Origin of the sequence: Thiorhodococcus mannitoliphagus (assembly GCF_010915725.1) — a bacterium.
GTDB classification, from domain to species: Bacteria; Pseudomonadota; Gammaproteobacteria; order Chromatiales; family Chromatiaceae; genus Thiorhodococcus; species Thiorhodococcus mannitoliphagus.
Window position 1 is genome coordinate 1 of the sequence record NZ_JAAIJR010000048.1, and the last position, 23024, is coordinate 23024.

At 62.6% G+C, this 23024-nt stretch carries 22 protein-coding genes; 16 read left to right on the forward strand and 6 right to left on the reverse strand.

Going from position 1 to position 23024, the window contains the following annotated elements; genetic code table 11:
* Positions 1 to 212 precede the first annotated feature (212 nt).
* The 9 genes from G3480_RS13015 to G3480_RS13055 all read left to right on the forward strand — a co-directional run bounded on the left by G3480_RS13015 (position 213) and on the right by G3480_RS13055 (position 7863).
* A complete protein-coding gene (locus G3480_RS13015) occupies positions 213 to 668 on the forward strand; it encodes an ATP synthase subunit C (protein ID WP_164654325.1) in 456 nt (151 codons plus the stop codon).
* Between the two features lie 36 nt (positions 669 to 704).
* Positions 705 to 1073 (forward strand): V-type ATP synthase subunit F, encoded by a 369-nt coding sequence (locus G3480_RS13020; RefSeq protein WP_164654326.1) that lies wholly within the window; start codon positions 705 to 707, stop codon positions 1071 to 1073.
* A 6-nt stretch (positions 1074 to 1079) separates the two neighbouring features.
* Positions 1080 to 1727 carry a V-type ATP synthase subunit E gene (locus G3480_RS13025; RefSeq protein ID WP_164654327.1) on the forward strand — a complete coding sequence of 216 codons (648 nt, stop codon included), beginning with the start codon at positions 1080 to 1082 and terminating at the stop codon, positions 1725 to 1727.
* A 4-nt stretch (positions 1728 to 1731) separates the two neighbouring features.
* Positions 1732 to 3534, forward strand: a complete 1803-nt coding sequence (locus tag G3480_RS13030) for a V-type ATP synthase subunit A (RefSeq protein ID WP_164654328.1) — start codon at positions 1732 to 1734, stop codon at positions 3532 to 3534.
* A gap of 292 nt (positions 3535 to 3826) precedes the next feature.
* A complete protein-coding gene (locus G3480_RS13035) occupies positions 3827 to 4192 on the forward strand; it encodes a hypothetical protein (protein ID WP_164654329.1) in 366 nt (121 codons plus the stop codon).
* A 171-nt stretch (positions 4193 to 4363) separates the two neighbouring features.
* Positions 4364 to 4723 carry a c-type cytochrome gene (locus tag G3480_RS13040; RefSeq protein ID WP_164654330.1) on the forward strand — a complete coding sequence of 120 codons (360 nt, stop codon included), beginning with the start codon at positions 4364 to 4366 and terminating at the stop codon, positions 4721 to 4723.
* Positions 4724 to 5251: 528 nt separating this feature from the next.
* Complete coding sequence (locus G3480_RS13045; protein ID WP_164654331.1) at positions 5252 to 6631, forward strand: V-type ATP synthase subunit B; 1380 nt, start codon at positions 5252 to 5254, stop codon at positions 6629 to 6631.
* Positions 6632 to 6636: 5 nt separating this feature from the next.
* Positions 6637 to 6927: a YkgJ family cysteine cluster protein gene (locus G3480_RS13050; protein ID WP_164654332.1), complete on the forward strand. Its 291-nt coding sequence runs from the start codon at positions 6637 to 6639 to the stop codon at positions 6925 to 6927.
* 312 nt (positions 6928 to 7239) lie between these two features.
* Positions 7240 to 7863 carry a V-type ATP synthase subunit D gene (locus tag G3480_RS13055; protein ID WP_164654333.1) on the forward strand — a complete coding sequence of 208 codons (624 nt, stop codon included), beginning with the start codon at positions 7240 to 7242 and terminating at the stop codon, positions 7861 to 7863.
* A gap of 31 nt (positions 7864 to 7894) precedes the next feature.
* Here the strand turns inward: G3480_RS13055 and G3480_RS13060 are convergent, their stop codons facing one another.
* Complete coding sequence (locus G3480_RS13060; protein WP_164654334.1) at positions 7895 to 8593, reverse strand: type 1 glutamine amidotransferase; 699 nt, start codon at positions 8591 to 8593, stop codon at positions 7895 to 7897.
* A 62-nt stretch (positions 8594 to 8655) separates the two neighbouring features.
* Positions 8656 to 9222 (reverse strand): NUDIX domain-containing protein, encoded by a 567-nt coding sequence (locus G3480_RS13065; RefSeq protein ID WP_164654335.1) that lies wholly within the window; start codon positions 9220 to 9222, stop codon positions 8656 to 8658.
* A 467-nt stretch (positions 9223 to 9689) separates the two neighbouring features.
* Here G3480_RS13065 and putP point away from each other — a divergent pair, with 467 nt between their 5' ends.
* From putP to phoR, 3 genes are all read left to right on the forward strand, one after another.
* Positions 9690 to 11186 carry a sodium/proline symporter PutP gene (gene putP, locus G3480_RS13070; protein ID WP_164654336.1) on the forward strand — a complete coding sequence of 499 codons (1497 nt, stop codon included), beginning with the start codon at positions 9690 to 9692 and terminating at the stop codon, positions 11184 to 11186.
* 456 nt (positions 11187 to 11642) lie between these two features.
* Positions 11643 to 12329, forward strand: a complete 687-nt coding sequence (gene phoB, locus G3480_RS13075; protein ID WP_164654337.1) for a phosphate regulon transcriptional regulator PhoB — start codon at positions 11643 to 11645, stop codon at positions 12327 to 12329.
* Positions 12330 to 12352: 23 nt separating this feature from the next.
* Positions 12353 to 13690 (forward strand): phosphate regulon sensor histidine kinase PhoR, encoded by a 1338-nt coding sequence (phoR, locus tag G3480_RS13080; RefSeq protein WP_164654338.1) that lies wholly within the window; start codon positions 12353 to 12355, stop codon positions 13688 to 13690.
* 424 nt (positions 13691 to 14114) lie between these two features.
* Here the strand turns inward: phoR and ihfB are convergent, their stop codons facing one another.
* The 4 genes from ihfB to aroA form a co-directional block, all read right to left on the reverse strand.
* Positions 14115 to 14486, reverse strand: coding sequence for an integration host factor subunit beta (ihfB, locus tag G3480_RS13085; RefSeq protein ID WP_240905792.1), 372 nt, complete (start codon positions 14484 to 14486; stop codon positions 14115 to 14117).
* A gap of 77 nt (positions 14487 to 14563) precedes the next feature.
* The gene (gene rpsA / locus G3480_RS13090; protein ID WP_164654339.1) at positions 14564 to 16246 is read right to left on the reverse strand and encodes a 30S ribosomal protein S1; all 1683 of its coding nucleotides are present in this window, start codon (positions 16244 to 16246) and stop codon (positions 14564 to 14566) included.
* Positions 16247 to 16413: 167 nt separating this feature from the next.
* Positions 16414 to 17082 (reverse strand): (d)CMP kinase, encoded by a 669-nt coding sequence (gene cmk / locus G3480_RS13095; RefSeq protein WP_164654340.1) that lies wholly within the window; start codon positions 17080 to 17082, stop codon positions 16414 to 16416.
* A complete protein-coding gene (gene aroA / locus G3480_RS13100; RefSeq protein WP_240905793.1) occupies positions 17079 to 18413 on the reverse strand; it encodes a 3-phosphoshikimate 1-carboxyvinyltransferase in 1335 nt (444 codons plus the stop codon). The genes cmk and aroA overlap by 4 nt, the downstream gene beginning before the upstream one ends.
* 194 nt (positions 18414 to 18607) lie before the next feature.
* On the opposite strand from aroA, the gene G3480_RS13105 reads away from it, so the two are divergent.
* The 4 genes from G3480_RS13105 to G3480_RS13120 all read left to right on the forward strand — a co-directional run bounded on the left by G3480_RS13105 (position 18608) and on the right by G3480_RS13120 (position 22608).
* On the forward strand, positions 18608 to 20014 hold the full coding sequence (locus G3480_RS13105) for a dihydrolipoyl dehydrogenase (RefSeq protein WP_164654342.1): 1407 nt from the start codon (positions 18608 to 18610) through the stop codon (positions 20012 to 20014).
* Positions 20015 to 20177: 163 nt separating this feature from the next.
* Positions 20178 to 20480 (forward strand): YhbY family RNA-binding protein, encoded by a 303-nt coding sequence (locus G3480_RS13110; RefSeq protein WP_164654343.1) that lies wholly within the window; start codon positions 20178 to 20180, stop codon positions 20478 to 20480.
* Positions 20481 to 21149: 669 nt separating this feature from the next.
* On the forward strand, positions 21150 to 21521 hold the full coding sequence (locus tag G3480_RS13115; RefSeq protein WP_164654344.1) for a hypothetical protein: 372 nt from the start codon (positions 21150 to 21152) through the stop codon (positions 21519 to 21521).
* A 13-nt stretch (positions 21522 to 21534) separates the two neighbouring features.
* The gene (locus tag G3480_RS13120; protein WP_164654345.1) at positions 21535 to 22608 is read left to right on the forward strand and encodes a YfiR family protein; all 1074 of its coding nucleotides are present in this window, start codon (positions 21535 to 21537) and stop codon (positions 22606 to 22608) included.
* The last annotated feature ends 416 nt before the right edge of the window (positions 22609 to 23024 follow it).

The window sequence follows — 23024 nt, forward strand, 5'->3', positions numbered from 1 at the left end:
TTTTTTTTTAACCCGCCCCCCCGCCCCCCCGCTTCCCTTGTTGGGGGGGGGGGGGTTTTTTTTTAAAACCCGCGCGGGGCGCGCCCCCCGGGGGCGGGGGGGCGGGGGGGGGGGGGGCCCCCGCTCCCACATCGAGATGCCCAGCCGAGGCGGCTGGAGCTTCGTCGAGCGTCCAAGATCACCCCCAGCATCAAACCCACTAGGAGCACACCATGTACTGGCTCGTTGCACTCATGTCCGTTGCCATCCTCGGCCTCATCGCCGCGGGGATCGTCCTCGAGCTTCGCCCCGCCCTTTCCACGCGCATCCGCCCCTGGTACAAGCCGGCCATGGGCTCTCAGCTGCTGGTCTTCCTGGGCGCTCAAATCGCACTGCTGGTGCTCGGCATCCATGACGCCATGGCGGAAACGGCGGAGACCGCCGGAGTCGCTGCTGGCGCCGCGGAGATGACCGTCGGCATGGGTCTGGCCATCATCGGCGTCGGCATCCCGACCGGTCTCTCGACCATCGGCGCGGGCATCGCCGTCGGCCCCATCGGCGCCGCCTCACTCGCCGCCATCACCGAGAAGCCGGAGAACCTTGGCAGAACCCTGATCTACCTGGGCCTGGCTGAAGGTATCGCCATCTACGGCCTGGTCATCTCCATCCTGCTGCTGAACAAGCTGTGACGCGGAGCAGCGGCATCGCACCGCAAGAGAGAGGACATGAGCGCCGACATCCCCCAAGAACAGACCCAGCCGACCCGCATGCTCTTTCTGGGCGATGATCGGCTCGCGGACGGCTTTCGGCTGATCGGCTTCGAGACACATCCAAACCCAAGCGAGCAGGAGGCCGAGCAGGTCTTCCGCGACCTCTTGCGCCAGCGCGAGAAGGCATTCGTCATCGTCGATGATGCCCTGATGCACCAGCGCATCCCGAGCCTGCGACGGGTGCTGGACGAGGGCGGACGTATCGTGGTGATCGCGGTACCGGCCCTGGGCGCGGCGCCCAAACTGACAAGCGACGTGGCGCAACGGCTCTCGGCCATGTTCGGCGCTGGGGCGCTCGAGCCTGGTCAGACCGAGGAGCGATAGACGACCATGAATCAGGTAGAAGAGCTAGAGCGGGCCATCCTGGCACGCGCCGAGCAGCTCGCCAGCGAATACCGCGAGCGGGCCAACCGCAGCCGCGACACCATCTTGCGCGATGCCGCCGAAAAGCTGCGACTGCGCGAGGCCCGGGAGGAAAGCATCGCCAAGTCGCTCGGCGAGCGCACCTTCCGCCAGCGCGTCCAGGCCAGTGAGCTGAAGATGCAGACTCAGCTCGACCGCGTGCGCTGGAACCTAGTCCAGGGTGTAGAGCGCCGGCTCGCCGAACGCATGCGCGCCTTCATGGAGGACGAGCAGGCCTACGGCCCCTGGCTGGAGCGCCTCATCGTCAATGCGGCCGGGCTGATCGAGGCAGACGAACTGGTGGTGAATGCGAACGCCCATGATCAGCATCAGCTCTACACGCGCTGGGACCTCATCACCAAGGAGATCCACGACAGCAAGCACGTCAGGCTCGCCGGCAAGGATGGCGCCCTCGACACCCTCGGCGGCATTCTGGTGCTGAGCGCGGACGGCCGTATTCGTGTCGACCACACCTTTGAGGGCCGCCTGGATCGGCTGCGACCCAAGATCCAGCAAGTCATCTTGGAACGCCTGCTGCCAGGCGGCTTCGACACTGGCAGCCTCTTTACCGGATGAGATCATGACCGACACCAACAAGAGCGGCGTCATCCGCGACATCAACGGCCCCATCGTGACCATCGAGCTGCCGGGCATCCGCAGCGGCGAGCAGGTCAAGATCGGCGAGTTGGGACTCTTTGGCGAGGTCATCTCGCTGCGCGGACGGCAAGCCGTGGTCCAAACCTACGAATCCACCGACGGCGTCCGTCCGGGCGAGCCCGCCGTCGGCGTCGGCTGGCCACTCTCCGTCGAGCTGGGCCCCGGGCTCATGGGCGGCATCTTCGACGGCGTGCAGCGTCCGCTCGCCAAGATCGCGCTGGAGTCCGGCGACTACATCCGCCGCGGCATCAGCGTCCCGGCGCTCGATCGCAGTAAGCAGTGGGAGCTGACACCCAGTGCGGAACTCGAGCCCGGCGCCACGGTCGGCCCAGGCACCGTGCTCGGCACCGTGCAGGAGACTCTCACCATCGAGCACCGCATCCTGGTACCGCCGGGCGTCACGGGTGAGCTGGAAGAGATCGCCCCGGCTGGCGACTATGACATCGAATCGACCATTGCCCGCGTGCGCGACGCCAAGGGCATCAGCCATCGCTTGAGCATGTACCACCGCTGGCCGGTGCGCAAGCCGCGCCCCTATCTCAAGCGCGACGACGGCATCTCCCCGCTCATCACGGGTCAGCGTGTCATCGACACCTTCTTCCCGCAGCTCAAGGGCGGCAAGGGGGCGGTCCCTGGTCCCTTCGGCGCGGGCAAGACCGTCGTCCAGCAGCAGATCGCGCGCTGGTCCAACGCCGACATCGTCATCTACGTCGGCTGCGGCGAGCGCGGCAACGAACTGGTCGACGTGCTCGAAACCTTCCCCGAGCTCGACGACCCTTACTCGGGGCGCAAGCTGATGGAGCGCACCCTGCTCGTCGCCAACACCTCCAACATGCCCGTGGTCGCGCGCGAGGCATCCATCTATGTCGGCATCACCATGGCCGAGTACTACCGCGACATGGGCTACGACGTGGTCATGCTCGCGGACTCCACCAGCCGCTGGGCCGAGGCCCTGCGCGAGGTCTCGGGGAGACTCGGCCAAATGCCGGTCGAGGAAGGCTACCCCGCCTACCTCGCCTCCCGTCTCGCCGCCATCTACGAACGCGCCGGCCGGGTCGAGACCTTCAACGCCGGCTCCGGCTCCGTCACCCTCGTCGGCGCCGTCTCCCCGCCCGGCGGCGACTTCTCCGAGCCCGTCACCAGCCATACCAAGGACATCATCGAGACCTTTTGGGCGCTCTCCAAAGAGCTGGCCGACGCCCGTCACTACCCCTCCATCGACTGGGTCACCAGCTTCTCAGGCCACGTCCAGACCGCCGCCCAGTGGTGGCACAAAGAGGTCGACCCGAACTGGGAGAAGCGCCGCGCTACCGCCCTCGCCCTCCTCGCCCGTGACGCCGAACTCCTACGCATCGTCAACCTCGTCGGCCCCGAAGCCCTCTCCAGCGCCCAACGCTGGGAGTTGGAAGGCGCCGCGCTCATCAAGGAAGGCGTGCTCCAGCAAAGCGCCCTCGACGAGATCGACACCTTCTGCTCCCCCGCCAAGCAGTTCGCCCTGCTCGACCTCGCCATCAGCATCTTCAAGCAGGGGGAGGCACTCATTGAGCTTGGCGTACCCGTGACAGAACTCCAGAACCTACCACTGCTCGCCAAGATGCGCAGGATCAAGTCGATGTATTCGAGCGAGCAGTTGGATCAGATCAATGGTTTTAGAGAGGAAGTGGATCAGGCGATGGAAGCAATTCGCATTGAGTATGCGAAGCAGGCGGAGGTCTTTTCCGACTAACCCATGGAGAAGCCTTTGCAGATTGGGCGTCGATCATCGTTTCGGCCAGTCGTCTTCCGTAGGGTGGACAAGCGCAGCGCAGTCCACCAACCCCGACGCGGGATTCGGTGGACTTCGCGCTCGCTCGCCCACCCTACCGGCCCAACTGATGACCAGGGCTGCAGATTGCCGCCATTGCAACACTCAGCGCTCAGGGTTCTTTCTGGCCCGCGGGGCGCTCCGCCAGCGATGCCAAAGGCAACAACGTCAAGGGCGCAACCGCTGCGCGTTCCACCAAGGTGATACCCTCGCCATGGCCGGAGTGATGCCCGAGGTCCATTTTCAGAAACAACCGCACCCCATCGACATGAAAGACATCGACTACAGCAAGAAACTAAATGCATTCATCGCCGAGATTATTGATTTAGGCGTGGATGAATTCAAGAACCCAAGCGCTTGGACTTTGAGGCAGGATCCTTTAAACGCTGTATCAATCGATTATGAGCTACCGACGCAGGCAAGCAGATCACTCCTGCACGAGATCGGGCAAAAGCATGGCCTCATCCCAATGTGCCCAGATGATATGATTGACTTGGTCATGTCGAAAGATTACATCCCTGCTGGAGTCGCAGTCATCTCCAGGCATGGCACATTCATGATTAGCAAAAGGAGGGGCTAACGAGCTCAATCACCCGCAATCCTGATGAAGAAGTTGAATCGCGAAGAACCAATGTCTTACCGCCGCGCGGAAGCCTTACTCTTGGGTAAAGCGCCTCGGTGAAACAAGCCGTTTTGGCATCCTTTGCCGTTCCAACTTTCGATCTTAGGGTCAAAGGAGCCAGCTGCGAGCATGAAAAAAGAAACGACCAGAAGAAACAGACTCGTCTTTGCTTTTTCGAGCTTGCTCCTCATGATTTCAGGATGCGGTCATGATTTGCACAACCATCCAGAATTGACTACTGGCAAGCAGTTTTTTGAATATCATTGTTCAGAATGTCACGGCAACTCCGGAAAAGGCATCTTCCTAAAAGGCATTCCAAGTAGCCGAGACACAGCACTATCCGCAACCCAAATCGTACATAAGCTGAGGAAAGAACCAGGCGATAAAATGCCTGTATTCGCAAAGATGCCAGAAGCTGAAGCCATTGAAATCGCCCTGTATTTACAGCAACTCAAAGAGGAAGCACTGGAAAAGAGCAGAGAGCCTTGACCGTTAGCCCGGCCGGTAGGGCGGATGCCCGCAGGGCGATCCGCCAGCGATGCCAAGCGCAACGCTGAAGGTGGAACCGCTGCGCGTTCCACCCTACAAGGTGATGCCGTCGCCATGGCCGGAGTGATGACCGACACCGTGGAAGCGGCGTCCCAACATCGCTTCGCCTGAAGGATGCGCGGCGCCGACCCAGGCGACTGGGCGCGACGATGATCAGTAGGGCGGATGCCCGCAGGGCGATCCGCCAGCGATGCCAAGCGCAACGCTGAAGGTGGAACCGCTGCGCGTTCCACCCTACAAGGTGATGCCGTCGCCATGGCCGGAGTGATGACCGACGCCGTGGGAGCGGCGCCCCCACATCGCTTCGTCTGAAGGATGCGCGGCGCCGACTCAACCGACTCGGCGCAACCATGATCAGGGACACATTACGCCCGAGACCATCCGCGATGGAGGCAATTGCGGTGAATCTCACCCTATCGGAACGGCTCAGCATCGGCCGCAACACTCACAGCTGACACCTTGACCGCCATGAGCATTAAAGAATATCGCACCACAGTCGAAGCCCGGGGCGGTCTGTTGGTGGTGAAGAACACCCCCGGCGTCGCCTTTGGCGACCGTGTGCGGATCGAAGACCATGCAGGCCAGATCCGCAACGGCCAGGTCATCCGCGCGGCGGATGACGAAGTGCTGGTCCTGGTCTTCGAGGGCACGGACGACCTCGACCTGGAAAGCACCTGGGTAAGATTTCTTGACGAGCCGGTCGAGATCGCACTCTCGCCCGAGATTCTGGGACGCGAGTTCAATGGGCTGGGCGTGCCGCGCGACGGACGTCCGCCGGTGCTTTCCAGCCTGCGGCGACCGGTCGGCGGCTCGGCCATCAACCCGGCCGCAAGAACCTATCCCCGCGAGTTCATCCAGACCGGCATCTCGACCATCGACGGACTGAACAGCCTGGTGCGGGGGCAGAAGCTGCCGATCTTCTCGGGATCTGGTTTGCCGCACAATCGGCTGGCCGCCCAGATCGTGCGCCAGGCGAAGCTGGTCGACGAGAGTTCGAGCTTCTCCGTGGTGTTCGCGGCCATGGGCGTGTCCTACGCCGACGCCAAGTTCTTCCGCGACGAATTCGCCAACTCGGGCGTGCTGCGCAATGTGGTGATGTTCGTCAATCTGGCCGACGATCCCCCGGTGGAGCGCCTCACCCTGCCCCGCACGGCACTGACGGCGGCGGAGTATCTCGCCTACGACCTAGACCGCCACGTGCTCGTCGTCCTCACGGACATGACCAACTACGCCGAGGCGCTGCGCGAGGTCGCAACCGCTAAGGGCGACGTGCCGGCGCGCAAGGGCTATCCCGGCTATCTCTACTCCGACCTGGCCGAGATCTACGAGCGCTGCGGGCGCATCCATGAGCGCCACGGCTCCATTACCATGATGCCGGTGGTCTCCATGCCCTCGGACGACATCACCCATCCAATCCCCGACCTGACCGGCTACATCACGGAGGGGCAGATCGTGCTCTCGCGCGAGCTGCACAATCAGGGCATCTATCCGCCCGTGTTCATTTCGCCGAGCCTGTCTCGCCTGATGAAGGACGGCATCGGCAAGGACGACACCCGCGAGGACCATCCGCGCGTCGCCGCACAGATCTACGCGCTCTATGCTCGGGCGCAGGAGACGCGCAACCTGGCGTCCATCATCGGCGCTGACGAACTCTCCGAACGGGACCGCCGCTACCTGGGCTTCGCCGACGACTTCGACCAGCGCTTCGTCGGCCAGGGCGAAGCTGAGGATCGCTCCATCGAGGCGACACTCAATCTGGCCTGGGAACTCATGAGCAGCTTCCCGCGCGAGGCGCTGACGCGTATGAAGGAGACGGATCTCGCCAAGTACTACCAGGGGAGCGACTGAGGCCCATGACCGACACCCCGGCCCGCGAGACCACCTCGATTCGCTGCGACACCTGCGCTGCGGCCTGCTGCCGGCTGGAGGTCATCTGTCTGTCCGACGGCGACATCCCCGAGCGCTATACGACCGAGAACGCTTGGGGCAACACCATGATGGCCAGGCTGGAGGACGGCTGGTGCGCCGCCCTGGACCGCGACACCATGCGCTGCCGCATCTATGCCGAGCGGCCGCTCGGCTGCCGCGAGCTGGAGCTTGGCGGCGAGGATTGCCTCGCCGAGCGGGCACGATGTCATGGCTGACTCAAGCTGCCTGACCTTGGTGGTCTTGAACCGCAAGGGCGCTCAGGGTTTGAGGCGCGGCGCGACTTGCTCAGGTGGCGTCGATCATCGTTTCGGCCAGTCGTCTTCCGTCGGGTGGACAAGCGCAGCGCAGCCCACCAACGCCGACGCGGGATTCGGTGGACTTCGCGCTCGCTCGTCCACCGGCCCAACTGATGACCAAGGCCTGCTCAGGTCGACGCCCGCTCACATCGGACGTCCTGATTCCTTCGCGCCTTCTGCTTCCGTCGCGCCCTTCGCGACTTTGCGGTTCCAGATCCGGGACTTAGCCCCATGGCACAACAACTGATCAAGGCCCCGCCGACCAAGAACACGCTGCTCCGCCTAAAAAAGCAGGTGAAATTCCTGGAGGAAGGGCATGACCTGCTCGAGCGCAAGCGGGAGCTGCTGACCCGCTTGGTCTATGAGCGGATTGGAGAGTACCGCGAGCTGCGACAGTCATCTGAGGCGGCGCTGGGCGACGCCTATCATTGTCTGAGCATCACGCATTTACGCATGGGCAGCCGGGGCATTCGTCAGGCGGCGCTGGGGGCCGAGCCCGCGCTCAAAGTCGACATCCTGCCTCGCCGCGCCCTCGGCGTCGCATATCCGGCCGTCACCAGCGAGCGCATCCCGCTGAAACCGGTCGGCCTCTTGGGAACGGATGCCAGCTTCGACACGACGCGAGACAACCTCGCGCGGGCATCCGCGCTGCTCGCGCGCCTCTCCGAGGTCGAGATTGCCTTGCACCGATTGCTGGAGGAGCAGCGCAAGGCACAGAAGCGGGTGAACGCCCTCAAATACAACATCATCCCGCTCTACCAGCGGACGATCCACTTCATACAGTCATCGCTGGAAGAAGAGGAGCGCAACACCCTCTTCCAGGTGAAACTCTTGCGGGAGAAGGCGGGGGTTTGAGCCGAGGCCGCCCGCTCACGTCAGAGCAGCCTCAGGCCGCTGCGGCAAAACGATCGAGCAGGCCGAAGAGCTGCTCGTGCATACGCGCAAAGTCGGCGTCGCTCGCCGCCAGCATCCGCTCAGCGCTTTGGATACTGGCCGAGGGGACGATCTCGTCGGCGCACATCTCAACGATGTCTCGAACGCTCTCTGGTGTCGACTCCAGGTGGCACTGCAGCGCCAGGACCCGGTTGTCGTAGAGAAAGATCTGGTGCTCGCAGGCGGCGCTGCGTGCCAGGTGCACGGCACCCTCTGGCAGCTCGAAGGTATCGCCATGCCAATGGAAGACATCCAGTGTCTCGGGCAAGACTCCGGTGACGCTGGACGCGCGCCCAGCGTCCGTCAGCGTGATCGGTAGCCAGCCGATCTCCTTCCGCGGGTTGCGATAGACACGCCCGCCGAGGACCTCGGCGATGAGCTGGGAGCCCAGGCAGACACCGACCACCCGCTTGCCAGCGGCGATGGTCTCGGCGATGAAGGCCTTCTCCGGCTCCAGCCAGGGATGCTCCGCTTGATCATAGACCCCCATGGGACCACCCATGACGACCAGCCAGTCGAAGTCCGACTGCGCGGGCACCTTCGTCGTCTCGTAGAGCTGGGTCTTGGTGATGGGGTGGCCGTTACGCTCGGCCCATTCCCCAATGGCCGCCGGCCCTTCGAAGGGAACGTGCTGCAAGACATGAATACGCATCTTCTCTCTCGGCCTCCCCGACTCGGAGCTTGATCGCGGCGCCCGTGGGTCGCCGTGGTTTCTCAACAGCCCGGATCCTCCGAGAGGATCTCCAGACGGTTCTTGATCAGCGCCCCGGCCCGATAGAGACCGACCAGGGTCTTGCTGTCCGTGATGTTGCCGTCGTCGCACCAGTCCAGCGCCTGAACCAGCGGCATCCAGTGCACCTCGATGACCTCGCCGTGCTCGTGCTCGACGGGCACGCTGGTGAGCCCGCGCGCAAACCAGAGGTGGATCACCTCCGTGAAGATGCCGGGCGAGCTGTGCATGATGCCCAGGTCGGTCCAATCCTCGGCCTGCAGACCAGCCTCTTCGAGCAGCTCGCGCTGTGCGGTATTGAAAGGCGTCTCACCTGGGTCGATGCGCCCCGCGGGCAGTTCCCAGAGCCAGCCGTCGCTGGCATGTCTGAACTGACGCAGCAGGCAGACACGGTCCTGCTCGTCCAGCGCCACGGCGGCAGCGCCTCCGGGGTGGTGAACCATCTCGAGATCGACCTGGCTACCGTCCGGCAGCTCCACGGTTTCGACAGCGACGTCGATCACCTTGCCCTGGAAGGCCGGTTGGCGTTTCAGGATCTTGCCTTCGCTCATGACTCTTCTCCTCACTGAGGGTCGCGCGGATAACATGCATGGCCGACGCCGACGATCGCTTTGCACTCAGAGCAGCGATAAATGGGGGCGGTTAGGCGATTGCTGGACAATCTCAGACCAGATGGCTCCGGATCCAGGTTGACCCTCAAGGAAAACCGGCAGAAGCATCGCCGAACGCTGTGACCGCCGAGGCGACAGGAAAGGCGGGCCTCGAGACAGATCACAGCGATGGGCCTTGACCCTAAATCGGCCGTTAGAACCGCAAAGGAACAAAGGACGCCAATGACAACAAAGCCTTGCTCCCCGCAGGCGCTTCATTCAAGCGTGAACGCCGGTGCCGGAGTTCAACTGGTCTTTGATTAGGTTGACAGAAATCGCCTCAGATTTGGATGCCGCCGAAAACTGGCCTTAAACTAGCGTCACGCGCCCGTTTGCACAAGCAAACACCCGCCTGAAGGAGCCGAGGTTTGACCGAGCACCCAATCGTCATCGCCCTGACGTTCGCCGTCTATTTCGCTTGCGTCCTCTTGATCGGCTGGTATGCCTACCAGCGCACCAAGGACTTGTCGGACTTCATCCTCGGGGGCCGTCGACTGCAAACTGGGGTCGCGGCCCTGAGTGCAAGCGCCTCGGACATGAGCGGCTGGCTGCTGCTGGGACTGCCGGGCTTCGCCTATGCGGCGGGTCTTGAATCCATCTGGCTGGCGGGCGGATTGCTGATCGGCACCTGGCTCAACTGGCGTATCGTCGCCCGACGCCTGCGCAGCTTCAGCGAGGCCTATGACAATGCCCTGACGCTGCCGGAGTATTTCGCCAATCGCTTCGAGGACAAGACCGGGCTGCTGCGCGGTCTCGCGGCCATCACCATCCTCCTATTCTTCCTGATCTATACCGCCTCTGGACTCGTCGCGGGCGGCAAGCTGTTCGAATCGGTCTTCGGCCTTCCCTATGTCTGGGCGGTCGCAATCGCAGTGCTGTCCATCATCCTCTACACGGCTGTCGGCGGCTTCCTCGCCGTGTCTTGGAGCGACGTGCTGCAAGGCCTGTTGATGGCACTCGCCCTGGTCGTTACGCCCTGGATCGCACTGCAGCAGCTCGGCGGCTTCAATGCGGCCGTCGAGCAAATCCGCAGTATCGATCCCCTCTTGCTGGACGCCTTGACCAAAACGGACGGCACGGCCCTAGGGCTGATCGGCATCGTCTCTCTGGCGGCCTGGGGTCTTGGCTACTTCGGTCAGCCGCACATCCTGGCGCGCTTCCAAGCCATCGAGTCGCCGCGCAAGATCGGCGCTGCCCGCCGCATCGCGGTGACCTGGGTCGCCCTGACCCTGGCCGGCGCGACCCTGACCGGCATGGCCGGCATCCTGCTCGTCGACCCTCCGCTGGCAGCCGACGCGCGCGAGACCGTCTTCATCGTGCTGGTCAATCTCTTGTTCCACCCAGTGGTGGCCGGCATCCTGCTCGCGGCGATTCTCGCGGCCATCATGAGCACGGCGGACTCGCAGCTCTTGGTGTGCTCATCCGCCTTCACCGAAGACGTCTATCGCACCGCCTTCCGGCGCGCTGCAAGTCAGACCGAGCTGGTCGCCGTGGGCCGCTTCGCGGTCATCCTGGTCTCCTTGGTCGCCTTCGCCATTGCGCTGGATCCCGACACCATGGTCCTGGAGCTGGTCGCCTACGCCTGGGCCGGCTTCGGCGCTGCTTTCGGACCAGCGGTCATTCTTTCACTCTACTGGCCGCGCATGACAGGACTCGGCGCCTTAGCGGGCATCCTTGCAGGCGGCTTGACGGTCGTGCTCTGGAAGCAGCTCACCGGAGGCATCTTCGACCTCTACGAGATCGTCCCCGGCATCATCGCCTCCAGCCTTGCCATCTATGCGGTCAGCGCCATCACGCAGGGCGAGAAGGCGGCCCGGCTCGCCGCGCGCTTCGAGTCAGTGCGCCAGCAGGATGCAGGGCTGTGAGCGACCAAGGCCCGCCGGACGAGCCGCGACCAAGGGGTCCTAGGGCTCATCTCGGCGACCGCTCGCTAAGAAAGTGTCCATCAATTGTTTCCCTATGCGAGCGATGCCGCCCGAAATCCCCCCTAGCCCCCCTTTGCGAAAGGGGGGAAGTTGTTGATGGACCCTTTCTAAGGTGATCACTGGGAAACAACCGAGCCATCATCGACGCTGGGGTATGGTCATTTCCGAACATACTCTGCGGGCATGAGCATCTCGAAAGCTTGGGTCAGAGGAATCGGCAGAGGCAAGACGGGGCTTGGCGCCTCCTTATACGCGGTCACAGGTCTGTAACCAGATGTCAATAAACTAGCGCCTCACTGGTCCCAGGCGAGCACATTCGCGCCCGCCTCTGCAGGACCGAGACCCAGACCAATACGTCGCCGCGATGACGGCGTTTTTTCCTCTAGGACACTGGCTATGGCTACCATTCTTGTCGTCGACGATGAGCCCGATATCCGCGAGGTCATGCGGTTCGCGCTGGAAAGCTCCGCGTTTCGCGTGATGGAGGCTGGTCACGCCGACGATGCACGCAAGTTTCTCAGTCAGGAGAGTCCAGACCTCATCCTGCTCGACTGGATGCTACCTGGGCGCTCCGGTCTTGAGCTGGCCCAGCAGCTCAAGCAGAACCCCAAGACCAAGGCACTGCCCATCATCATGGTCAGCGCACGCGGGGAGGAAGAAGACCGTGTCCGGGGGCTGGACACGGGGGCGGATGACTACATCGCCAAACCCTTCTCGCCACGTGAGATGGTGGCGCGCGTCAAGGCCGTACTGCGTCGCAGCCAGCCAGAAGAGCAGGACCAAGAGATCGAGATCGGCGGCCTGCGGATCGACAATATCAGTCATCGGGTGACCGCCGAGAGCGAGCCAGTGGATGTCGCGCCAACCGAATATCGGCTCCTGCACTTCTTCATGACCCACGCCGACCGTGCCTTCAGCCGCTCACAGTTGCTCGACCACGTCTGGGGTGATCAGGTCTATGTTGAGGAGCGCACCGTGGATGTTCATGTCCGCCGGCTGCGCAAGGCGCTCGAGCCGAGCGGTCATGATCGCCTGCTGCAAACCGTGCGCGGGGTCGGCTATCGTTTCTCAGACAAGACCTGAGGCCTTTGGGCGCCAAGGCCAACATGCCAGCGAACAGCATCGGCCGGGCGATCGCCTTCGAGCTGAGCTTCCTACTCTTGCCCATCGCCGGCGGAGTCCTGCTCGCCACGCTGGGGGTGAAGCTAGTGTGGATCTTGGCGCTAATGCTCGCCCCGGCCCTGGCGCGCAACCTCTACTACCTGACCAGGCTCGCCCTTCTCATCCGCCGCCAGCATCGGCTTGCCCCGCCCTTCCCGCGCGGTCTCTGGGGTGAGGTCTATCGCAGCATCGCCCGCTACCAGCAGCGCGGCCGCAAGAGCCGCAAACGTCAAATCCGCTTCACGCGCCGCTTCCGCGAGGCCGCCAACGCGGTCCCGGATGCCTTAGTCATTCTCGATAAGCACCATCGCGTCGAGTGGGCCAATCCCGCGGCCGCCAAGCTCATGAATCTGCGCTGGTCTGAAGATGACGGCCGCCTCTTCACCGACATCTTGACCAATCCCGGACTGGACGCCCTAATCGATGCGGGCGACTACACGCGCCCCTTGGAGGTGGCTCCAGAGCACAATCGCGCCATCATCCTGTCCTTGCGCATCACGCCCTTCGGTGAGCGCAAACGACAACGCCTGGTGGTCGGACGTGACATCACCAAGATCTACCATCTCAACATGATTCGACGGGACTTCGTGGCCAATGCGTCGCATGAGTTGCGAACCCCCCTGACCGTGATCTCGGGCTTCCTCGAGTCGCTGCAAGACGCACCAGGGACACCGGTTGCACATCGCCGACCACTGACCTTGATGCGCAACCAAACCGATCGGATGTGCTCCATCATCGAGGATCTCTTGACCCTTTCGAGGCTCGAGATGCACGACAGCCCAGAGGAGCAAGAGTCCGTCGACATCCCAGACGAGATTCACCTGATCGTCCAGGAGGCGCAGGCACTGAGCAACGGCCGCCACCGCATCCGTGCCAGGGTTGACGAAGACCTCCTCCTGATCGGCAGCGAGCCCGAGCTGCGGAGCGCCTTCTCCAACCTGGTCTTCAACGCGGTCAAGCACACGCCTGAGGGCTCGCACATCGAGATCACCTGGCATGACGCCGAAAGCGGACCGCGTTTCACCGTGGAGGACAACGGACCTGGTATCGCACCCGAGCACCTTCCGCGCCTGACCGAGCGTTTCTATCGGGTAGATCGCGCCCGCTCACGCGAATCTGGGGGCACCGGGCTCGGGCTCGCTATCGTCAAGCACGTGCTGAATCGGCACGAAGCCAGACTGACCATCTCGAGCGAACTGGGCCATGGATCCATCTTTTCCTGCACCTTTCCGCAGCACAGCGCACTGGTGCGACGAGAAGTCGACATCTCCGCAACGGGGTAAGGCGCTTTCTGTCAAAGCTCATACCGGCAATCGCCTAAGAAGTCGCCAGGACCTTGGTCATCAGTTGAACCGCTAGGGTGGACGAGCGGGAGCGAAGTCCACCGAATCCCGCGCCCTTGCTGGTGGACTGCGCTGTGCTTGTCCACCCTAGGGAAGTCGACTGGCCCGAAGGATGATCGACGCAGTCGCCAGCATGAGATGATGGGCACGCCCCTCGACCCTCGGCACTCCGAACAAAGCTCACCACCTATCGGTTTTATGTAGCCAGGGCTTCCAGTCCTGGCAAACCAGGCCAGGATGGCCTGGCTACGCAGGCTTGGAGCGGCTGTTCAGGTTGATTTCGGGAAACCGATAGGTGTGAAGAGAGGAAAGGCGAGTAGGTGGCCGACATCACGGGAGTGCAATGTCGGCGAAGAGACCGATGTCAGCGAGCGGCGGCGACCTGTTCCTCGTCCACCTCTTCGGAATCGCTGTCGGGATCATCGGAAGCCAAAGTGATGGCGCCGCCTTCCTGGAAGGCGCTGTTGACGCGGTCTCTGAGTTCCTTGCCCGGTTTGAAGTGCGGCACGTACTTGCCAGCCAGGGCAACGGAGTCTCCCGTCTTGGGATTACGCCCGATGCGTGGCGAACGGTAATGCAGGGAAAAGCTTCCGAATCCACGAATCTCGATTCGCTCACCGGACGCGAGCGCGGTGCTCATACGCTCGAGGATCTTTCTGACCGCCTCTTCGACATCTTTGTAAGCAAGATGATCCTGCTCCGCAGCCAGAAGGTCGATCAGCTCCGATTTCGTCATAGTCATCGACTCCTGGGAAAAATCATCAGGACCTGGGATTCGCCAGGTCCTGCGTCCTCTAAAGGCTCATGCGGCGATCAGTTTCCGCGCTGAGCTTCTTCCATCTGCTGCTTGAGGATGTCACCGAGCGTCGCCGTGGCGCTCGCAGCGTCACGCGCATAGCCCTTCATGGCGGTCTGCTCTTCTTCCGCGTCCTTCGCCTTCATGGAGAGCGACAGGGTGCGGTTCTTACGGTCGACACCCATGAACTTCGCCTCGATCGCATCCCCTGCCTTGAGGACGGCGCGTGCGTCTTCGACGCGGTCGCGGGAGATCTCGGATGCACGCAGATAGCCCTCGACACCATCGCCGAGCGTAATGGTCGCGCCCTTGGCGTCGACGTCCGCGATCACACCGGTGACAACACTGCCCTTCTCATGCAGCGCCACGAAGCTGGAGAAGGGATCCTTGTCGAGCTGCTTGACGCCAAGGGAGATACGCTCGCGCTCGGGATCCACAGAGAGGACCACGGTCTCGAGTTCATCGCCCTTCTTGTAGCGGCGCAGTGCCTGCTCGCCAGCCTCGTCCCAAGAGATGTCGGAGAGGTGGACCAAGCCGTCGATGCCGCCGTCCAGACCGATGAAGATGCCGAAGTCGGTGATCGACTTGATCTTACCGGAGACGTGATCGCCCTTCTTGTGGGTGGTCGCGAACTCGTCCCAGGGGTTCATAGCGCACTGTTTGATGCCAAGCGAGATGCGGCGTCGCTCCTCGTCGATATCCAGCACCATGACCTCGACCTCATCGCCAAGGGCCACGACCTTGCTCGGGTGGATGTTCTTGTTGGTCCAGTCCATCTCTGAGACGTGAACGAGACCCTCGACACCCTCTTCGATCTCAACGAAGCAGCCGTAGTCCGCGATGTTGGTGACCTTACCGAAGACCCGGGTGCTTTCCGGATAACGGCGGGAGATATTGATCCACGGATCCTCTCCCATCTGCTTGAGACCCAGGGAGACACGCTGACGCTCGCGATCGAACTTGAGGACCTTGACGCTGATCTCGTCGCCGATCTCCACCACTTCGGACGGATGCTTGACGCGACGCCAGGCCATGTCCGTGATATGCAGCAGACCGTCGATGCCGCCCAGATCCAGGAAGGCGCCGTAATCAGTGAGGTTCTTGACCACACCCTTGACTTCCATGCCTTCTTCCAGGTTCTTCAGCAGGGTTTCGCGCTCGGCGCTGTACTCTTCCTCGACCACGGCACGGCGGGAGACGACGACATTGTTGCGGCGGCGATCGAGCTTGATAACCTTGAACTCTTGCTCTTTGCCTTCGAGGTAGGTCGTATCGCGCACCGGACGGACGTCGACGAGCGAGCCAGGCAGGAAGGCACGAACGGTGCCGAGATCGACGGTGAAGCCGCCCTTGACCTTGCCGTTGATCATGCCCTGGACGGTCTCGGCGTTCTCGAAGGCCTTCTCCAGGTAATCCCAGGCGGCGAAGCGCTTTGCCTTCTCGCGGGACAAGCGTGTTACACCGAAGCCATCCTCGACGGCATCCAGAGCCACATCCACTTCGTCGCCGACGGCCACTTCCAGTTCACCCTCGGGGCTGATGAACTGCGAGCGCGGGATGATGCCCTCGGACTTGAGCCCGGCATTGATCACCACATTGTCTGAGGTGATTTCAATGACAGTACCGACGACAATGGTTCCCGGCTTGAGCTGGGTGGTATTGAGACTTTGTTCAAAAAGTTCGGCAAAGCTTTCGGTCATGAGATCCAGTTATCCTGAGAGCGGCGCGCTATCCCGCCCCATCCGGAGCGAGGGGTATTAATTAAACGAAAAGGTCGGAGCTATCCGCACCGACCCCATTTTTTTCGGCAACAATCTAATGCATCGGAGGAATGGTCCGATGGCAATAGAATGAAACCCGATTAAGCTCAGGTGACCAGCCCAGGGAAGACGCGCCTCACCTCTTCCAAGACTCGATCAAATACTTCAGCGATGGACATCTGACTAGAATCCACCAGAACGGCATCCTCAGCGGCACGCAGTGGCGCCACGGCCCGGGACCGATCACGCGCGTCCCGCTCACGAATGTCCGCTACAAGTTTCGGAAGGTTAGCATCCAACCCCTTTTCTTTCAACTGTTTATACCGGCGATCAGCGCGAATCTCAGGGCTTGCGTCGAGAAAGATCTTCAATGGAGCCTGACTGAAAACCACAGTACCCATATCCCGACCGTCGGCGACCAGGCCGGGCGGCCTGGCCATGCGCCGCTGCCATTCGAGCAGCGCGGCGCGCACCCCTGGATGGGCCGCTACCTGCGAGGCGGCCGCGCCTGCCTCTTCGGTCCGGATCGCATTGCTCACATCCTCACCGTCCAGCAGTACTTTCCGATCCTTGAAGCACAGCGGGAGTGCCGCCGCCAGCGATGTCAAGGGGCCTGAGTCATCCAACGCAAGCCCATGGCGCTGAGCAGCCAGTCCGAGCACGCGATAGATGGCCCCGCTGTCGAGCGTGTGCCAGGCGAGCCGCTCGGCAAGCAAGGCCGCGAGGGTTCCCTTACCGGTACCGGATGGACCATCGATGGCAATGACTGGAGTCACACCACCTCCTGTTCGATCTGCAGCCCAGCTTGCGCCGCTAAGCGCGCAAAGCCCGGGAAGGAGGTTTCGACATTGGCGCAGTCATGAACCTCGACCGGACCGCGCGCGCGCAGGCCCGCAATGGCAAAAGACATGGCGATGCGGTGGTCGCTGTGCGCATGGATGCCATCCCCGCCGTCCGTCGAACCCAGCTCCCCGCCGAGGATGCGAATCCCGTCGGCGCGCGGCTCCGCCTCGATACCCAGGTGTTTCAAGCCGTCCGCCATCACCTGAATGCGATCGCTTTCCTTGACGCGCAGCTCTTCCGCGCCCGTTAGAATGGTTTCGCCATCGGCGCAAGCAGCAGCGACGAAGATGACCGGGAACTCGTCGATCGCCAAGGGAACTTGATCGAGTGGAATACGAATCCCGCGCAGGCGTGCGCTGCGAACGCGGATGTCGGCTACCGGCTCACCGCCCGCCATGCGCTTGTCAGTCAGGTCGATGTTCGCTCCCATGTCGCGCAGGATATTGATGATGCCGACGCGGGTCGGATTGATGCCGACACTTTCGAGCAGGATGTCCGAGCCATGCGCAATGCTGGCGCCGACCATGAAGAACGCGGCCGAAGAAATGTCCGCCGGAATTTCGAGGTCGCAACTGCTGAGCCGCCCCCCGCCCTTGAGACAAATCCGTGATCCTGATCGGCTCACCTCATAGCCAAAGGCCGTCAGCATGCGCTCGGTGTGATCGCGTGTCGGCGCAGTTTCGGTGATGCAGGTATCACCCTGCGCATAGAGGCCTGCAAGCATCAGGCAGGACTTGACCTGAGCACTGGCCACAGGCAGGTGGTAGTCGATGCCCTGGAGACTGGAGACCGGCTGGATATGCAAGGGGGCCGAACCTGCCTCGCTGGTCAGGACTTGCGCACCCATCTCGGTGAGCGGTGCCGTCACGCGACGCATCGGCCGTCGGCTGAGCGACGCATCCCCAACCAGGGTCGCGGGAAAGCGCTGCCCAGCCAGCAGGCCCGCCAAGAGCCGCATCGCCGTGCCGGAGTTGCCCATATCCAGGGGCCGCTCAGGCTGCCGCAGCCCGCGCAGCCCCACACCCTTGACGCTAAGCTCACCATGCTCCGGCCCTTGGATCTCGACCCCCATCTCGCGAAAGGCCGCCAAGGTTGCCAGCGAATCGGCACCTTCCAGGAAACCACGAATGTGAGTCGTCCCCTCAGCAATGGCGGAGAGCATGATGGAGCGGTGCGAGATGGATTTGTCCCCTGGTACGCGCAGTCGCCCCTGCAGGGAACCGCCAGGCGTGATCAGGTATTTGAGGTTGGTTGCAGCGTCCAATGAGTCTCCCGCGCTCGCCCAGCCGAGCCGATAAAAACGCGGCATTCTAGTCGTGCCTAGGCAAGGGGTAAACCACTGATGCAACAGCACGCGGCATGCGCCGATGAGGTTCGGCAAGCCACCACTCGGGAGCCAGCCCGGTTAGAATGCGCGCCAGCCTTGCCAGCCAAGACAACGACCAAGAGGAGCCAGCCGTGTCAGAACGCACTGTCGACGTCGCCATCATCGGATCCGGAACCGCCGGCCTCAACGCCATGGCGCAAGCCCGAAAGGCCGAAAAAACCTTCGTGCTGATCAATGGCGGCGAGCCTGGAACGACCTGCGCGCGCGTCGGGTGCATGCCCTCGAAGGCCATGATCCAGGTCGCCGAGGACTATCATCGCCGCACCCACCTCGGCAAATACGGTGTCGACGGCCACGAGGCCATGACCCTGGACATACCCGAAGCGCTCGAGCACGTTCAGGATCTACGCGACACCTTCGTCGACCGGGTGCTCGGCAGCAGCACGGACGACATGCCGGAAGACCTTTTCATTCAGGACTACGCGCGTCTGCTTGAACCAACCCTGATCGAGGTCGGCGGTCAGCGCATTCGGGCCAGCACGGTGGTCATCGCGACCGGCTCGCGCCCCTTGATTCCAGAACCCTGGAAGCGCTTCGGCGACCGACTCATCACCACGGACGATGTCTTCGAGCTGCAAGACCTGCCCGAGAGCATGGCCGTGATCGGGCTCGGCACCATCGGCCTGGAGCTGGGTCAGAGCCTGTCCAGACTCGGCGTGCGGATCACTGGATTCGACCAGATGGACCAGATCGCGGGCATCCAAGACCCCGAGGTCAATCAGGCTGCGATCGACATCATGGGCAAGGAGTTTCCCATCCATCTCGGCCAGGCCGCCGAGATCATCGATGAAGGCGGGCAGCTTCGTGTCACGGCGGGCGAGCACAGCGTCGTCGTCGACAAGGTGCTCTGCAGCATTGGGCGGGTCCCCAATGTCGCGGGACTCGGTCTCGAGGCCCTGGGAGTGCCGCTTGGAAAGCACGGCATCCCTGCCTTCGATCCGAACAGCATGCAGGTCGGCGGTCTACCCCTATTCCTGGCGGGCGACGTGACCGGCGAGCGACCCATCCTCCACGAGGCCGGCGACGAGGGGAAGATTGCCGGCTACAATGCCGCCCGCAACACATCCGTCCGCTTCCGCCGCAAGACACCGCTCTTCATCAACTTTTGCGATCCCAACATCTGTGCCGTCGGACAGCGCTGGAGCGAGTTGGATCAGGACCGCGTCGCCGTCGGTCAGATCAAGCTCGCCCCGGTCGGCCGCGCGCTCATCATGGGCAAGAACAGGGGCATGATCCGCGTCTATGCCGACAAGGCCAGCGGCAAGATCCTCGGCAGCGAGATGATGACGCCCAAGGGCGAGAACCTGGCGCACCTGCTGTGCTGGTGCATCGAGCAGGGCCTGACCGTTGGGCAGCTCTTGCGCATGCCCTTCTACCACCCAGTCATCGAAGAGGCCCTCCAGGCAGCCTTGTACGACGCCTATGGGAAGATCGAGGCCAAGAACGAAGGCGGCCTGACGGAGCTGCAGCGACTTTAGCTCAGGGCTCCAAAGACGTTTCGTACAACTGAAGGCATTTGAGTCCGTTCCCACAGTATTCAGAGCGCATCCGCGCTGCCGCTGCTCCAGACTAGGACCACCCGCCGAAGCGACGCTCGCTGACAACTGACAACTGACAACTGATTCAGGCTAGACCACATCCATGCCCATCACCGAAAAGCAGAAACGCTGGCTCAAGAAGCAAGTCCATCATCTCAAGCCCGTGGTGACCGTCGGTCAGCACGGGATCACCGAGCCAGTCCTGAACGAAATCGACATCGCCCTCGACCACCACGAGCTGATCAAGGTGCGTGTCAACGCGGGTGACCGTGAAGCACGTGAGACGGGCGTCGGTTTGATCCGCGAACGCATGAAGGCCGACCTCATCGCCCGCATCGGCAATGTTGCGGCCTTTTATCGTCACAACCCCAAGAAACCTCAGCCGCTGGAGTTCCCGGATCTCTAAAATCGTCTCAGGCGACGAGTTCCAAAGTCAGAGACTGGAGCCGCAAGGGAAGGCAGCACAGCGCGGGGTAGCCGGCTCTCGGCTAGAAAGCAAGGGCCAGGCCAGACAGCGATATGTTGACATATCTTGCCCTGCCCCCGAATCGCACCTTTGGGCCGGCATGGGCGAACGGCAGAACAGCGGGCAATATGTCTCGATCTTTGCCGCGAAGAGAGTTGGGGGGGAGAAGACCGCGAACCGATTGATGCCCATGCGCTGGCGGCGGGACGCCGATTGCTCGGTTCAAGTTTGGACGTCGCGTCAAGCCTGGTTATTGGATGCAGACACCAGCCAGGCGGGGATCTGGCGGGCGACCTCGGACGCTTCCTGTCGACCCATCGCGATCCCTCGACCGGGCTGGGCACGAAGCCCAACCGCACCCTTATGCGTTTACTCGGACAGGATCAATACCGCTTAGAAAGTGTCCATCAATTGTTTCCCGATGCGAGCGATGCCGCCCGAAATCCCCCCTAGCCCCCCTTTGCGAAAGGGGGGAAGTTGTTGATGGACGCTTTCTTAGGACGCGCCCATCAACTCTTTCCCGATCTGAGCGATCCAGTCCGAAATCCCCCCCTGGCCCCCTTTGCGAAAGGGGGGAAGTTGTTGATGGTCACTTTCTTAAGCGACAGCATGACCTTGATCTGGACATTGCACTACGACGACAGCCACGCGGGCGCCGTGCGCCACCCCAAGGCTTCCGCAGTCTGGTGCATCAATGCGCCCGATGTTTCGAGCTTTCGTTGGATGCAAGCCATAGACGCGCCCATGCCTTCCGCGCTGAACTGCTTCGACGATGGCCTGCAGGCATCACGCCTGAGTGCGACGTGCAGCTGGGGCGATATTCCGACCGAGCCACAGCAGGAAAATCGCCCGACCCTGTTCGACAGGAACCTGGCCCGCCCGATGACCTGCGACGACAGCGGACATGAGGACGCTCAAAACACCAGGATTGCTCCCCAACCTGGGCACCGATGCCTGCTGCGCATGAGTAACGCAGTCTAGGTGGCATTGGGTCATGAGCCACTCCATCAACAGCGTCGTCCGCGCCTTAGCCCTCAGCCTCGTCATCTCTGCTCCGGTCTTGCTCGCGCTCGGGCTCGAGAGCGCCCTGGGCGACACTCAGACCCTGTGGCGCGAGGACGAGCAGCGCTTGCAGATTGGCCTGAAGATCTTCCCCGCCTGCCTCGGCGCGGTGGAATCTCTGGATACAGGTGTCATGTCTGACGGTAGACTCTTGGTGCTCGTCGTCTACGAAGGGTCCAAGGCCGCCGCCCGCAAGGCCGCCGCCAGTTTCGAGTCCTTGACAGAGATTGGCGGTCATCCAATTCGCGTCCAAGTGCGCTCAGCGGCAGCTTTGGATGTCTACGCTGGCGAGCGGCCGGGCGGCATCTTCGTTGCCAGCCCCGGTTTGGCGTCAAAGCGCCTACGCACCTGGTCCGAGCGCCAGCAGGCAGTCGTGTTTTCGCCCTTCGCCGGCGCCGTCGAGGAGGGCGCCGTGGCTGGCATTTATGTCGCCGACCGTGTTCTGCCCTCCGTCAATTTAGCTCAGGCCCGGCGGGCCGGCATCCGCTTCAAGTCGTTCTTCCTGGAGGTCGCGCACCACTATAAGCCCTTCACCGAAGCCGACCTGCGAGCGACCTTCCTCGTCAACTTCCCGCTCTTCATCGAGTGGCCATCCTCGGCATTCGATTCCCCCTCCGCGCCGCTGCGCTATTGCGTCCTCGGCAACTCGGCCTTGTCCTCCAGCTTGGAGCAGGCGCTCGCCGGTGAGCGCATCGGAGGCCATCCAATGCAGCTCGCGGCCGCCCAGGATCCGGCGCAGTGGCGCCGCTGCCACATCCTCTACGTCGACCAGCGGGCAGCAGAACCTGGCCCCAGGGTGCTCGCCGCAGTGGAGGGCGCACCAGTGCTGAGCGTCGGCGATACGGAGACCTTTGTACGCGAAGGCGGAGTGGTCTCGCTGGTTCACCGAGGCGAGCGGCTGCACCCCCTGATCAACCAGGCAGCGGCGGCACGCGCCGGTATCCGTATCAGCTCCAAACTGCTGCGGCTCGCAACCCTGGTATCGGAATCGCCGCTGGAGAAGTAGGCATAGCCTCGGGTAGCGGAGTCAGCTTAGAAAGCGTCCATCAACAACTTCCCCCCTTTCGCAAAGGGGGGCTAGGGGGGATTTCAGGCGGCATCGCTCGCATCGGGAACCGATTGATGGACACGTTCTTAGGTTCACTGACGGGGCGAACGGCCGGTTCCCCCCTTTCGTAAAGGGGGGCCAGGGGGGATTTCAGGCGGCATCGCTCGCATCGGGAACCAATTGATGGACACTTTCCTTAGGTTCACAGACGGGGCGAACGGTCAGTTCCCCCCCCTTTCGTAAAGGGGGGCTAGGGGGGATTTCAGGCGGCATCGCTCGCGTCGGGAAACGATTGATGGACACGTTCTTAGGTTCACTGACAGGGCGCACGGCCGCTTCCCCCCTTTCGCAAAGGGGGGCTAGGGGGGATTTCA